15 protein-coding genes and 1 pseudogene are annotated in these 14,428 nt (G+C 45.5%); 2 read left to right on the top strand and 14 right to left on the bottom strand.

The genetic code is table 11. The features are described 5' to 3' along the window. Window positions 1–103: 103 nt before the first annotated feature. On the bottom strand, window positions 104–466 hold the full coding sequence (locus tag MKY82_RS18280) for a DUF4181 domain-containing protein (RefSeq protein WP_220684991.1): 363 nt from the start codon (window positions 464–466) through the stop codon (window positions 104–106). A 176-nt stretch (window positions 467–642) separates the two neighbouring features. Here MKY82_RS18280 and MKY82_RS18285 point away from each other — a divergent pair, with 176 nt between their 5' ends. After that, entirely contained in the window at window positions 643–1,032 is a 390-nt protein-coding gene (locus MKY82_RS18285; protein WP_194543044.1) for a hypothetical protein, read from the top strand. Here the strand turns inward: MKY82_RS18285 and MKY82_RS18290 are convergent. The 9 genes and pseudogenes from MKY82_RS18290 to MKY82_RS18330 all read right to left on the bottom strand — a co-directional run bounded on the left by MKY82_RS18290 (window position 1,027) and on the right by MKY82_RS18330 (window position 10,865). Beyond that, window positions 1,027–1,905, bottom strand: coding sequence for an ADP-ribosylglycohydrolase family protein (locus tag MKY82_RS18290; protein ID WP_339217659.1), 879 nt, complete (start codon window positions 1,903–1,905; stop codon window positions 1,027–1,029). The two genes, MKY82_RS18285 and MKY82_RS18290, sit on opposite strands and share 6 nt — an antisense overlap. Before the next feature lie 245 nt (window positions 1,906–2,150). Then, window positions 2,151–2,624, bottom strand: coding sequence for an IS200/IS605 family transposase (tnpA, locus tag MKY82_RS18295; protein WP_339217207.1), 474 nt, complete (start codon window positions 2,622–2,624; stop codon window positions 2,151–2,153). 124 nt (window positions 2,625–2,748) lie between these two features. Further along, a protein-coding gene (locus MKY82_RS18300) for an IS3 family transposase (RefSeq protein ID WP_194543387.1) occupies window positions 2,749–4,106 on the bottom strand; the annotation gives its coding sequence in 2 pieces (ribosomal slippage) (window positions 2,749–3,653 and window positions 3,653–4,106; 1,359 coding nt in all). Window positions 4,107–4,377: 271 nt separating this feature from the next. Next, on the bottom strand, window positions 4,378–5,628 hold the full coding sequence (locus tag MKY82_RS18305; protein WP_339294039.1) for an MFS transporter: 1,251 nt from the start codon (window positions 5,626–5,628) through the stop codon (window positions 4,378–4,380). A 251-nt stretch (window positions 5,629–5,879) separates the two neighbouring features. After that, window positions 5,880–6,223 (bottom strand): annotated as a pseudogene (locus MKY82_RS18310) (SRPBCC domain-containing protein); the annotation flags it as partial. Window positions 6,224–6,418: 195 nt separating this feature from the next. Continuing rightward, on the bottom strand, window positions 6,419–6,916 hold the full coding sequence (locus tag MKY82_RS18315) for a DinB family protein (protein ID WP_339294040.1): 498 nt from the start codon (window positions 6,914–6,916) through the stop codon (window positions 6,419–6,421). 44 nt (window positions 6,917–6,960) lie between these two features. Further along, the gene (locus tag MKY82_RS18320; protein ID WP_339294041.1) at window positions 6,961–9,216 is read right to left on the bottom strand and encodes an excinuclease ABC subunit UvrA; all 2,256 of its coding nucleotides are present in this window, start codon (window positions 9,214–9,216) and stop codon (window positions 6,961–6,963) included. Window positions 9,217–9,456: 240 nt separating this feature from the next. After that, window positions 9,457–10,233, bottom strand: a complete 777-nt coding sequence (locus tag MKY82_RS18325; protein WP_194543049.1) for a TerC family protein — start codon at window positions 10,231–10,233, stop codon at window positions 9,457–9,459. A 260-nt stretch (window positions 10,234–10,493) separates the two neighbouring features. Continuing rightward, window positions 10,494–10,865, bottom strand: coding sequence for an iron chaperone (locus MKY82_RS18330; RefSeq protein WP_194543050.1), 372 nt, complete (start codon window positions 10,863–10,865; stop codon window positions 10,494–10,496). A 488-nt stretch (window positions 10,866–11,353) separates the two neighbouring features. Here MKY82_RS18330 and MKY82_RS18335 point away from each other — a divergent pair, with 488 nt between their 5' ends. Then, on the top strand, window positions 11,354–11,761 hold the full coding sequence (locus MKY82_RS18335) for a FixH family protein (protein ID WP_339294042.1): 408 nt from the start codon (window positions 11,354–11,356) through the stop codon (window positions 11,759–11,761). A gap of 6 nt (window positions 11,762–11,767) precedes the next feature. Here the strand turns inward: MKY82_RS18335 and MKY82_RS18340 are convergent, their stop codons facing one another. From MKY82_RS18340 to MKY82_RS18355, 4 genes are all read right to left on the bottom strand, one after another. Continuing rightward, window positions 11,768–12,454, bottom strand: a complete 687-nt coding sequence (locus MKY82_RS18340) for a sulfite exporter TauE/SafE family protein (protein WP_339296695.1) — start codon at window positions 12,452–12,454, stop codon at window positions 11,768–11,770. Between the two features lie 95 nt (window positions 12,455–12,549). Next, window positions 12,550–13,173 (bottom strand): flavin reductase family protein, encoded by a 624-nt coding sequence (locus tag MKY82_RS18345; RefSeq protein WP_339217670.1) that lies wholly within the window; start codon window positions 13,171–13,173, stop codon window positions 12,550–12,552. 177 nt (window positions 13,174–13,350) lie between these two features. Next, window positions 13,351–13,779, bottom strand: a complete 429-nt coding sequence (locus MKY82_RS18350; protein WP_339217671.1) for a disulfide oxidoreductase — start codon at window positions 13,777–13,779, stop codon at window positions 13,351–13,353. A gap of 231 nt (window positions 13,780–14,010) precedes the next feature. Next, a complete protein-coding gene (locus MKY82_RS18355; RefSeq protein ID WP_220684981.1) occupies window positions 14,011–14,424 on the bottom strand; it encodes a nuclear transport factor 2 family protein in 414 nt (137 codons plus the stop codon). Window positions 14,425–14,428 lie beyond the last annotated feature (4 nt).

The raw sequence follows: 14,428 nt of genomic DNA on the forward strand, positions 1-14,428 counted from the left end.
AAGCGAAGGATTGGCTGTTTTTCATTAGTGGATGCTGCGTCAATTTTATGAATCATCAAGGATTGAATTATAGATTTCTATAGGAATAGTGCTTCTTGTGTTGTTACGCAAACATCTCAATGCCAAGGAAAAGGAGCAGACCGCTAACACTTGCATAAGCACTGAGGATGTGCTGTTTGGAATCTTTCTTATAGCGTCTTTCAACAACGGAACGGAAAGCGTGTAGAACAGCTACCACAAGTATAACGTCCTGATAAGCCGACGATCTCCACTCCCAAACAATCCTCATGAAGTAAAGGGCGGTTAGGGACAAAGCTATGATGATCAACTCCCCAATCAGATGAAATCGATTGATATGCTTATAGAGCAGCTGATTTGAATCGTTGGATACCTTGAGCTTTTTTTTGATCCATAAGTAACCGGAGACGAATACGATCGAATATAAAATGAGACTGAGTAAGAGCATGCTTAAGTCACCCCTTTCCAAAGTTAGCGGCCGTGCAACAGCTGGTATTCCCGTAAAGGTGGTTGCAACGGGTTTAACCGAAGCACCTGGACACAAAGTATAACTTTTGGCATTGCAGGATAGTAAGAGGAATATAATATTCTTAAAAATAAACTACCAATTAAGAGGAGAAATGTATGGAAGAGAGTATGCTCTACATATTATCCATTATTGTCACTTTTATGTTTATTTCTATCGCCGTTTTTCAGGTGTTGCTCGCGCTTGGTTTGCCTTTAGGCGAATTTGCAATGGGTGGATATTATAAAGTGCTGCCCTACAAATTACGTGTTGTAAGTGCTATAAACGCTATTATTCTTCTCGTTATGGGAGTTGTTTTTTTGCAGCATACTAACGTCATAAATATCTTTAATGTTCTGCCTACGAATATTTTAGTTTGGGTAATTACTGTATTTCTTGGCATAAATACGATAGCAAATCTAATATCCAGAAGTACAAAAGAAAAATATGTAATGACACCATTATCGAGCATTGCGTTTATATTGTGTTTCATGATCTCTTTATCATAAAGTTTTCAATGCATACAGTTGCGAAATGATCCGGTCGAGTCTATCTTTGATGAGGATCGCCTCTGCATATCGGACAGGAATTCCTTCATACCCATAATAGATACCTGCCAATCCACCGGCAATAGCTCCGATCGTATCCGAATCATCTCCTAGATTTGCCGCCTTTTGAACGACTCCTGCAAAATCCGACGTATGGAGCAAAATATGCAGTACCCACCGGAAGGTATGGACCACATAACCGCTTGCCGGGCAGTCCGGCTGTGCTTCAATGATGCCTTCGTAATCGCTACCCACCACCTCGGCCATGATGGCTGCTCTTAAATGTTCACCCTGCAAAAGGCGCTGTGCCATTCGGTTGTACATGACGCAGACTTCGGCACACCTTGGATCATAATGCGTCATCCGTGACTGCATGACGGTCACTCGGTCAATGTCCGCCGGGTCCTTGTAGGCAAGTGCTGCAGGCAGGCATCGCATGAGGGAGCCATTCCCGCCGCTTTGCCCCATATCCATGTGCGCCACAAAGGCCGCTTCGAACCAGTCTCCCTCATACTTTTGAAAAACTTGACGGATGATATTCCCGATGTCTTTGGGCCTCGATTGGTACCATTCCATGAAGAAACGCCCGATCGCCTCCATTGGCTCCCCTGGATTTTCGTGAATTCCTTCTGCCACGCACAGCGTCATCATCGTATCGTCGGTCACTTCGCCCGGTTCCAGCTGCCACACCCCGCCGCCGATGATCTCCGTCAAATAGCCGTGCTTCTCCTTAATCTCCTGCACGCTCATAAACTCCGTCGTTCCGCCAAGCGCATCGCCTACAGCCACTCCATACAGGCCGCCTTTGATTCGGTTATATAATATATTGTCCATACAACCACCTCGTATCTGTTCATTAAATAAGAAATCCATTAAGTTAATTATAACAAAATGGACAGTGGTCATCTTCTAAATATAAAGAAATGGGGCATCGGTAAATCATGACCACCCGTCCAACGGGTGGTTTGCTCTTGGGGTATAACCCCTTGTTGCCAAACTGCGCCTAAAGACGCTAGCCTGACCATAACTCTGTTCAGGCTCATTGTTATTTGTCACTTTCACTTACCAGTTAAACTGGTTTATTTCTTTTTGCCCCTGTTGCTGTTGAATGGATCTTCGTACTCTTTTACACTCAACTTATCCATGGCTTGATCATGTGCCTCTTGTTCACGAATGTACTTCGCTACTGTTGCTTCATTCAAACCTACTGTACTCACATAATATCCTTCTGCCCAAAATTTTCGATTCCCGTATTTATATTTTAGTTGTGCATGCTTCTCGAAGATCATTAACGAACTTTTCCCCTTTAGATATCCCATGAATGATGAGACTGAAATTTTCGGCGGGATAGCCACCAACATATGGACATGATCGGGCATCATGTGGCCTTCTATAATTTCTACTCCTTTGTACTTACATAAGCGTTTGAAAATTTCTATTAAGTCTCTTCTTACTTGATTATAAATCTCTTTCCGTCTATACTTCGGGGTAAATACAATATGGTATTTGCACATCCACTTTGTGTGAGCTAGGCTGTAGCTCTTGGTTGCCATTTGAGACCATTCCTTTCTTTGAGCCTGAACATCTCAATTTTATTGGAATGGTCTCAGTGGTCAAACCCTTAATCCCTCCACCCGCATAGTGAACTGACCCCATAAAGTTAGACATATTATTTTATTAGGCAATTTGTTGGGCATGAGTTCGGTACTGTACCGGACTCATGCCTTTTAGTTTTGCTTTAATTCGCTTGTGATTGTAATAATCGATATATGTAGAAAGTTCTTGTTTAAACTGCTCAATACTTTCAAATTCATTAATATATAGAAACTCAGATTTTATGATTCCAAAAAAGTTCTCAATGACCGCGTTGTCGTAACAGTTACCTTTACGGGACATACTTTGCTTAACACCGCGTTGTTCGAGGGCATGACGATACTGTTTCATCTGGTAATGCCAGCCTTGGTCAGAATGAATCAGAAGAGTATCTTCATCCGTTAGTCGATCGAATGCTTGATCTAGCATGGTTGAAACAAGGGAATAGACGGGTCTTGAACCGATCGTATACGTAATAATCTCCCCATTAAAAAGATCTAACACGGGGGATAAGTACAGTTTTTCTCCAAATAATTTAATCTCTGTTATATCCGTTACCCACTTCTCATTTGGCTTTTCAGCGGAGAAGTTACGCTCTAGAATGTTTGATGCAATCTTGCCAACCAAACCTTTATATGAACGATATTTCTTCATGCGTACTAGACACTTCAATCCCAACACGTTCATCAAACGCTGCACCTTTTTGTGATTCACATGGTGACCGCGATTCATTAACTCGTCTCGAATACGGCGATAACCATAACGCCCCTGATGCTCCTCATAAATCGCTTGAATAACGTCCTTTAACTCAGAATCTTTGTCCGGCATACCGAATGTATTCACCCAGTAGTAATACGTGCTACGTGGGATATCTGCGAGCTGGAGGAGTGCTTTCACCGAAAATTCGTTCCTTAGTTCATAGACTACTTGCGCTTTGTCTTGTTTGGTGATTTTTCCTTGTTTTGAACTAAGGTATTCAACTTTTTTAAATAAGCATTCTCCATACGCAAAAGTTCTATCTCTTTCTGTAAAGCCTCTACCGACCCCTTTACAGACTTTTGATCATTCAGTTGTTTTGGATCCTTTTTCATGGATGAACGCCCCTTTTTCTTTGGTTGTAGGGCATCTATTCCATGTAACTCTAAGCTTCTTTGCCAGCTTAGAATGGTACTATGACTCGCAATATTAAATACTGCAGCTGCCTCTCTAATAGACGTCCCATGTTCTTTTATATAATGAAGTACGTCTAGTTTATCCTGTACAGAATACGGTGTATAGCGCTTTTTAAAGACTTCTTCACCATGATGCTCATATTGTCTAATCCAATGTAAAAGGACAGTATGATGGAGTCCTAGTGATTTCGCAATCGATTTCATGCTTTCTGATCCATTTTGATAACGCATAACTGCTTGTAATTTTTCGTCCGAACTAAAATTAGCCATAGAAAAAACTGCACCTCCAATGTTAGATGGTGTCTAACAATTGGGGTGCAGTTCATAGCGGGTGGTTTTTTGTTTCGCGCGTTTCACGCACTCAACTGGCTAAAGCCATAATTAAAAAAGCCGCGATTTTCGCGACTTCGGCTGCGCATATGCTCTAACCATCCCGATTCGTAAAGGTATTTGTGCTGGAAGTTCCCCCCGTGGGAATGAGGGAGAACCGACTATTTTTTTAGCCGGCCCTTCTTCACATAACCTTATCGATCGTGCGAGATTATGTCTCTTGTGCAGTAAGTACATGTTCCGGCGCTTTTTGGTTCATGATCGGCACCATGACGAGTGAGCCAAGAAGAAATAGTAATCCTGCTCCGCTATAGATCGTACTCAGCGAAAAGGCGTCCTTTAATGCGCCCGCGAAAGACATGGAAATGACCATCATCCCAACAAACATCGGATTCAGAACCCCATTCACCCGACCGACAATGGAAGCATGCGACCATTTCAGGATCATGGTACTGATCCCGATATGAATGCAAGGAAAAACAAGCCCATTTAGAAATTGAACGGTCAGCGTGACCGGAACACTAGTGGAATACCCCACAATGGTTGTACAGACCGCCCCTGCCAGCATGCCTATGGCAAGAAGAACCTGCGGCGGAACCCGCTTCGCGAAGACGGCCACGATCCCGCCCCCGATGAGCATGGCTGCGCCATTCACCATTAGCAGATATTGCAGGAACTCCTCGCTCCTGCCCAGCCGCTCCGTTACGATAAACAGGTTGAGCGCTTGGGCTACGCCAACAGCGAGTCCGGCGAGAATAAACGCAAGCCCGAGCATGCGCAGCACTTGACTTTGCCAAACATAGCGGAAGCCTTCAACGAAATCTTTACGGAATTGCCCTTTTACGGCGGCTGTTTGAGATTTCATATCATCCTCCGGCAGGCGAATCAGGACGAGCGCGGATAACAGAAAAACTACGCCCATTACAGCGATCGATGTTTCAAGGCCAAACGTGCTGTAAACAAATGTACCAAGCATAGGGCCAAGGACCATGAAGATGGCCATCAGCGATTGGAACAAAGCCATCCCTTGCTGCAGTTGTTCTTCAGACACGTGATACTTAAACAATCGCATACTTGAAGGTTGAGAGAACTGCGAAAGAATAGCTGAGATGAATGCGACAAGGTAGACGGATTGCCATGAACCGTAATGGATGGTCAGAAGCACTACGAATACCGATACCGCGGATAATAAATCGCACCAGATCATCGTTCGCTTTGGCTTCCATCGGTCCGCAAATGTACCTCCGATGAACGAAAAAACAAATATCGGGGCAAATTCTGCTACGCTGATTAGCGAAATAGCGTATGGATCATTATTGGTTCTATCCGCTACATACAGGAGGATAGCAAAATTACGTACCCAGATTCCGATCTGCAGAAGCACGCTTGATAATAAAATCGTCTGCAGGAACCGATTGCGAAGAAGGCTTGGTGCAGTAGTGCTTGTGTCGTGCCTATTCAATCTTTTCAACCTCCAATTTGTCTATAAAAATGCCAGCTTGAGTAGTGGTATGTCTCTCCTTTCCAATCCTTATTATACGGACTTCATCATCGTTGACCTCCTCCTTAAGACTGAATTTACATATTCAATATTCGAATCTACTCACGACGTAAAGTACCATTTCATTTAACCAAAAAGCCGCCAATAGCAGCTTTTGCATGCTGATTAAATCGGGCTCGGAACCAGCGTTTGCCGTTAGTGTCAAGACATATTGCCAGATGTTCCTCAAGACGGTCCATGGTCTGTTCGACACCTGAAACGGCATAGGTTTTCACCTTATCGAATACAGCGACCGTTTCCTCAAAAACGGTTTGATACGTCAAATGTGTCTTACCTTCCAGTTCCTCAACGCTTACTGACGCCAGAAAATGCGGAAACACGGCATGTTTGATAACGATTCGCTCGGGTTTAACGACCTCAACAAACACGTTGGTGTTGGGAAAATCAACGCCAACAGGACCGTGCATAATAAACTCCCATGTGCCACCCGGTTTCAAATCAAACTGCTGACTAGTCATCGTAAAACCTTGAGGCCCCACCACTTCGACGAGTGCTCCTGTTTTCGATCATAGCAGGTTATTCATTCATGGATTTCTTTCAGATTGCTCACTTCTTTAACCCAATCGTCGCATACGATAACGCCCGATTTCGGAATATATTTTCTTGTCCATATCGGCTGACAAAAAAAGTCGCGATTTCCGCGACTTCATATGTCCTCATCCTCTGACCATGTCCTGCGACTTTCCTTACTTCACTTGCCTTCCTCATCGGCTGAGGGACCGTACATGCCCGGCACCGGAACATCAAGCAGCCGTAGATAAACTCCGAGCTGCGCCCGGTGGTGAACCATGTGACTTAAGCCGAAAGTGCGAAGCGCGATTGCACGTGGTTGACGCTGGAGAATATGGTCGCCGTTCCGCAAGGTCCATTCCTCGGCGAGCGATTTCTCGTCGCATTCGGCTAACAGCTTATTAATCTGTATAACGTTCGCGTCAAATTCCTCCAGCACGTCTTCGCGTCTTTCCAAAGCTTCCCGCCGAATCGGCACGGATGAAAGATCGAATTCCGGGTATAGAAGAATCGCGACTTGCCAGTTCAGCAGGTTGATCAGATGCGTGGCGAGCCCGCCTAATGTCATTGATTTTACGTGGGGCTTCCAGGTCATATGCTCCTCGGGTAAACACTCCAGGATTCGGCGCGTTTGAGCCAATTCATGTTCGGCATCTCCGACAATTAATGGTTTCGTCATAGTTTCCCTCTCCTTCTTATATGGCAGACACAAGTGGGTTAAGATTACATCAAATATCTTCCCGTGATCGACTGCTCCGCATGGATGATCTTCGAAGGTGTGCCCTCGAATACCACTTGGCCACCCCGGCTCCCCCCGTCCGGTCCCATATCGATAATCCAATCCGCTTGACTGATCACGTCGAGGTTATGCTCGATGACGATCACCGTATTGCCTGCATCCACGAGACGGTTCATGATCCCAAGCAGGTCACCGATATCTGACATATGTAGGCCCGTCGTCGGCTCATCCATCACGTAGATGCTCCCCTTCTTATACAGCTCGCTTGCCAGCTTGATCCGCTGGCATTCCCCGCCTGAGAGCGTACTGAGCGGCTGGCCGAGTGTAATATAGTTCAGCCCTACATCACTCATTGCTTGCAGCTTGCGCACAACCTCTTTTAGTTCAAAAAATTCCAATGCCTGCTCCACCGTCATCTCCAGCACTTCTGCAATGGATTTGCCGTTTAATTTGTACTCGAGCACCTCTTCCTTAAACCGTCTGCCTCCGCATACTTCGCATGGCAGCTTCACGTTCTCGAGGAATGCAAGATCTGTATACACTACACCCAGCCCTTGACAGTTATCGCAAGCCCCTTTGGAGTTGAAGCTGAACAAACCTTGATTGACCTTGTTTGCAGAAGCAAACGCTTTGCGAACATCGTCCATTATGCCCGTATAGGTTGCAGGATTCGAGCGTGTTGACACGCCTACCGCCGATTGGTCAATGACAATCGCATCCGGATGGTGGCTGAGGAATACTTCGTTAATCAGCGTACTCTTGCCAGAGCCTGCAACGCCAGTAACGACGGTCAGCACGCCGGTTGGAATATCTAAACTCACGTTCTGAAGGTTGTGAAGTGTGGCATCCTGGATAGATAGCTTGCCGGAGGGTTGCCTGCAATCTTGTTTCAGCTGCAGCGGCCGCTTCATATGAGTGCCTGTCAGCGTGCCTGCCTCCAATAAGCCTTCGAAGCTTCCTTCATATACGATCGTCCCGCCGCGGCTGCCGGCGTGAGGTCCTACGTCTACGATATGATCCGCCACCTTGATCACATCGGGATCATGCTCGACAACAATCACGGTATTGCCCTTGTCGCGCAGTTTCTGAAGCAATTCATTTAACCGGTGTACATCACGGGGGTGTAGGCCCACGCTGGGCTCATCGAAGATGTAGGTGACATCTACCAGACTGCCGCTCAGGTGCTTCACCATCTTGACGCGCTGCGACTCGCCGCCGGACAAAGTGTCCGTTTCGCGATCCAGCGTCAGGTAGTCAAGCCCGATATCCACCAGATGCTGCAGCCGCTCCGTTAGTGACTTCACCATCGGCGCTGCGACCGCGTTGTCAATCTCCCGGATAACTCGAATGAGCTGACCAACTTCCATGGAGGACATTTCCGCAATGTTGAGTCCATTGATCCTGCAGCTAAGGGCTGCCTGACTTAGTCTGGCACCGCGGCAGCTGGAACACGGGCCCTCTGAAATGTAGGGTGCAACAGCTTTTTGTGTGCGCTCGGACTTCGTCTTCACATCCTGCTTGATGTATTTATTCGTGAACTTCTCAATGACGCCTTCTACTGTAATATTCGTTGCCTTGCCGGCGAAGTCCATCTTTACTTTCCTTGCCTTGGCGTACAGCAGCTGATCCAGTTCATCATCCGAATAGTCGTTCAGCTTCTTATCGAGATCAAAGTCCCCGGTCTGCACGATCATGTTCCACTCCCAGCCGTTCACCGAATAGTCCGGCAGCATAATAGCCCCTTCGTTGAGCGACTTTGACATATCCAGCGCCCTGCTCATATCGACGCCTAATTTCCGACCAATCCCGTTACATTCGGGACACATGCCTTGCGGATCGTTAAACGAGAACATGTTCGCTTGTCCGACATAAGGCTGTCCCACTCGGGAAAAGAGAAGACGGAGAATGGGAGAAATATCGGTAATCGTGCCCATCGTGGAATGGGAACCGCCGCCTAGCCGCTTCTGATCAACGATTACAGCCATGCTCAGATTCTCGATCGCGTCCGCATCTGGCTGCGGATAACGAGGAAGAAAGTTACGCACGAACATACTGAAGTTCTCATTCAGCAAACGCGTGGATTCTGCGGCAATCGTATCGAAGACGATCGATGACTTGCCGGATCCGGATACCCCGGTGAATATCGTGATCTTCCGCTTGGGAATGCGCAAGGATACGTTCTTGAGATTGTTTTCCCTCGCAGCCGAGATTACGATATATTCCTGATTCGATTCGCTCATGGCTAACATCCTTCCGATCTGGGTTCAAACGCAACCTGTTTTGTAATATGAAGAGTGGGCTGAAGTGTGGTATGTATAAGCATATACTAATTGGACACCATTTAGTGACACAATGATTATAGGAAACTACTTCGTGTCATGTCAATCCATAATTTTGCTCATATTGAATTTTAGACAGGCATGCAAAAATGGCCATCCCTTAAGGGAAGGCCATCTGTCAACTATGATCGAAAGACGGAACTATAGTTGCTCGGTCTGTGATTGTTTGCTTTTACCAGGTGCAAACCAACCGAGAAGGGCTATCGCCACCAAGACACCATAGAAGATTATGGTCCAGACTGTGCTATGTGGGAAATGGTGATCTAACACCCCAATATCTTCATGGGCTAAGGTAATCACAGCGAGCTTGACACCGACCCATGCCACGATTGCATAAGCCGTGGTCTCCAGCGCTGGCCGTTGAGCAAGCAGCTTAACAAACCATGTGGCTGCAAATTTGATCAGAATGAGCCCGGCGATTCCGCCAAGCACAACAACCAAGAATTGACCTCCGTCCATGCCACCGAAATCCGGAAGCGGTGAATCCGGGAGACCCAGTGCCAGAGCCACAGCAGCAAGAATGGAATCAATCGCAAAGGCCAGATCCGCAATCGCAATTTTGCTTACCGTTGGCCAGAAGCCTTTACCGGCAGCATCTTTCTTTATGTCCTCGCGAATATTTTTATTTTCCTTACCGAAACGTGCTTTGATGATGTGCTTTAATCCGAGGTATAGAAGATAAGCAGCTCCAATCGCCTGTATTTGCCAGACGTTCGCAATAAACGATATCGCAAATAAAGCCGCGAAGCGAAAAACAAAAGCCATAATGATCCCGTAATTGATCGCTTTCTTCTTCTGGTCCTCCGGTAAGTGCTTCGCGATAACTGCCAACACAAGGGCATTATCCGCCGATAGTAAACCTTCCAATCCAATAAGAATTAGTAATGCCCATGCATACTCTAGCCAAATTGATTCCAACAGTACTTCCCCTCTCTATATGTGCGATGTTCATGGTTAAACTTCTGGCTGAAAACATCTAATCTCCACTTTAAAGAGCAGAGGTTTTTCCCCAGTTTTGATTGTTCCATGACTTCCTTTCGTTATTACGTTGTCAAGTAACGTCTCGTTTCATTCATTTCAGGCCAAATTTTCAGACCCACGGTCAGCTTGGCGACTTCCCGAAGCCAGCATCAAAAATCCCCTTTTCAAAGGGGATTTTCCTATACATTCTTTTTTTGCTATTTTCGCCAAAAAGTTGTACAGTCAGCCTTATCCATAATATTAAACTCGATCATTTTCTCAAGTAATGAGAAGTCCACCGGTCTTTCCCACCGGATACGTACTAACTCTTTGGTGTGATCATAGCCAGCCTGTACAATTTCATCAGAAAAATGCTGAATCACTACTCTTTCAGGTGCAACAGCCAAATGTTGTTTGGCAATGCTAAAGCCGATGATAAATGTGCCGTGGTCGGTAAACATAGGCTGATTCCACGCCATTTTCGGCATTAATTCCGGAAATTTTTTAGTTACCCAAGCCAAAACCTCTTCCGTACGTTCACGATGTTCAGGGTTATCAATGTGTGCTAAATATTCTGCAAAGACTTCCATGTTGTTCCTCCTAATATGAAAATGATGTCGATCGGAGAAGCAACTATATATTCTCAACATATACGATCCCCACACAATTCTAATACAAGAGGATTTTCTTATGCAAGAGAGTTTTTTATTTCTCCCATCAAGTTTTTTTTTCAATATATAATGATATGTCTTGGTTTCTACGCTTTTGTATTCAAATAGAAAATGACCCCATATTGCGATTCACCTTTGTTATCATGGCCAATTTATCCACATTGTAATTAAACGCCCCTGGTTGGCATCAAAAGCGGAGCCTACGGGAAACTTAATGGTGCATTAAGATAAAAGTTCATTTGGCACAAAAAAACCTCCGCAGCCATTTCACAGGGAAGTTCCTACATCCCTAGAAAGTTGTAGAGGGTCCGGACCGGTATTTCTTGTCATCCATATGTGCATGTTCTGACCTTTTTTTACATACCTATGAGAGAATACTCATGTTTTCAGGCGAAAGAAGGGATATCATGAAGACAAGATGGGGCATGGCTTTGTTGTTGCTTTTTATAATCGCGGCTATGATTCTTTACCGGCAGGTTCATGATCGTTCCAAAGTAGAAAACCTGTATACCGATGGGCAGCTTCGCATGGAAATACAAACCGTTCAATCTGTCGCAGAACCCATGAAAGAAACGACCTTCCAGGTTTTCATTACCGAGCTGCCTGAGAAGCCCATTGCTAATGCCGATATTAAACTAAACCTCAAGATGCCCGATATGTTTTGTGGTGTGTTCCCCGCCGAGATTGTCGAATCAAAGCCGGGTGTATACAGCGCAACGGCCGTACCTGTTATGCAAGGACTTTGGCAAGCGGAAGCGGTCCTTCGTTGGGAGGATCAAAATGTCACGGTGAGGACGTTGTTCAACGTTCGCTAGTCCTGCTTACCATAACCATGGGTGAATTCCCGGGATCCATCCGTTGGCGCTAATTCCTTTTAAAATGGAAAGCACTCCCATTAAAAAGGCCAGAAATCCGCCGAGTTTACGCATTCCTCTGCGCCACTTTTTCGTTAAACTGCCGGCGGACAGCGCCGTTAGGAGTAGAATGGGAAAAGTCGAAAGTCCAAATACCAGCATGATCAAGAGGCCTTCCAGACCAGATCCGGATGCCGCTGCATTCATGTGCATCGCATAGGTCAAACCGCATGGAAGAAAACCGAGCAGGAGGCCCGTTAGAAAAGTCGCAAACAACTCATACCTCTGACCAAGTCGTTCCAATTTCAGATGCAACAAAGAATGTCTCGGCAGATGCGCGTTATAAATGGGCAGTGTGTACCGACGAAATGTCCACAGCAGAATGAGCAGACCTCCAATGATGCTGGCCGCGCCTTGAAAGCCAACAAAGCTGCCAGCCACATCCAGGAAGGAGCCCACCATCCCCATAAAGCCTCCGATCACCGTGTACGTTGTCACTCTGCCAGCGTTGTAGGCTAACGTAGAAGCAAGCGGAGATCTGCTGGTTCGAAGGGCCAAAGAAGAAACGATCCCTCCGCACATCACCAGGCAATGCGGCGCCCCCATCAAGCCTGTCAGAGCTACTAACAGTAATCCGCTCCCCGTCCAGTCCATGTTCTCAACCCCCTTCCCGGCCGGACAATATACGCCGTTCTTCATAGGATCGCACATCCATTCATTGTATGAAGGTGCACGAATATTAAGAATAGCTATTCTACTGAATCAGGTCCGAATACCGGCGCTAATTTTGATGAGGACAATTGCTCGCTTAGACCGAAATATTCGCAAAAATTCATAATCATCGGATTCCATTTCGAAGGATCAACATAGTTTGAATGGGCATCCATAAGAAGATCTGCCTCGACATGCACTTTATCGATGCGCACTTCGATAGCAACAAGTGAGCTTGGTTCTTCAAAAGGATGGAGCTTAACAAAACTGGCTTCCAGATGGACAGGGCATTCTTTCACACGCGGCGCTTGAACGAGCTGGGACGGAAGTGGTGTTAACCCTGCGACACCGAATTTATTCGCCTCAAACTGATACCCCCTTGCTGCTTTCGACTCAGGGACCGGGTTGCGACCTGTTAACAGGGTCAGACGCTCAACTGCGGGAATCAAGTCAGTCGACGGGAGATTAAGCACGCACTCCCCTTCACGAATGATATTTTGAACAGTCTGAGACTTGCTGCTCATACCAAGCATGCATGATTGATTGAGCCACCAGGCTGAGGACATCGGAGCCAGGTTGGGTGTGCCATCTTCGTTGATGGTACTTATCAACACGACCGAAGTCCCGAAATAATGAATTTTTGGATGTATGACTTTATGCATATCAGATTCCATCTCCTCGACATGATTTTTATGTAATGTATCACAAGCTCGTTATTGGAGCATAGGGTTATGGAATAAGACCGCAAGATATAAAAACTGGATCCCTACCATTCATTGTTGATTGAAAACAGCCGACCCTAAGGACGGCTGTTACAGGTCATATAATAAGAGCAGCTTTCATCGCTGGTTTGTATGTTGCTTCTGCGAGCGGAGGGCCAGCAATAGAGCCACGGCGATGAGCACGAATGCGGCAAATGCCAGCATCGGAATGGTCAACCAACCGAACCAATTCAAATAGTCATTCAAGCAGGACACCGGCCCGCATGCGGCAATATCTGACTCTTTGGGGAGTTTTTGAATGATACTATGATATGTAGATATGCCTGCGCCAATGATGACAAGGGGTAGGATGTATGGGACAATGTGCGTCTTTTGCCGATATGCCGCGATTCCCAAGACAATGACTAATGGATACATGAAGATCCTTTGGTACCAACATAAGACGCATGGCGTAAAATGCCATACTTCACTAAGAAACAAACTTCCGCTAGTTGCCACAGCTGATACAGTCCATGCAAAAAACAGCCATACTCCCGTTTTATTCATTGTTCAAACGACCTCCCTTCTATTTTTGTTCTAGCCATCATACGAGATTTGGTCATATGTTTTCTCATTTTCTCTTAATTATCTATAAATGAAAATGGCTCCTTCGGGCTATAGATTCATAAAACACGTTCCTTTCAACTTTCAATATCCTTATCCACTCCTTAGATCATGAGTCAAAAAGACTGCCGGTAATAATACCGACAGTGTTAATTGCGCTCCAGGACACCAAGATTAAACAACTGGAGAAGAAATGCTTGCAAGTTCCTTAAACTCGTTAACATGATGAAGGGCATGCGAGATTTCATTACAACGAACAATCTTGCCGTTTTTTATTTCAAAAATCGCGATAAGCTCAATTAATCCCCGGGTTCCGCTTTTCTTGGTAACATCTACGGTGTATCGCAATGTCAAAGTTTGAAGCTCTTCGTCATAGAGGGTATCGTAAAATGGAGAAACGGTAATTTTGTCTACTGTAGCTTTTAATGCAGTTAGATGATCCTTAAATGCTTCCAAGTTTATCTTTTTGCCATCAGTCACTTGATAGTATTGGTTATGAAAATAATCGGGTATTTTAACAAAATCAAAATTAACTATAATGTCGTTATACATTTGCGATATAAAACGAATAGCTTCCTGCTTGTTCATTTTG

Source organism: Paenibacillus sp. FSL W7-1279, assembly GCF_037969845.1.
Lineage (GTDB): Bacteria > Bacillota > Bacilli > Paenibacillales > Paenibacillaceae > Paenibacillus_AQ.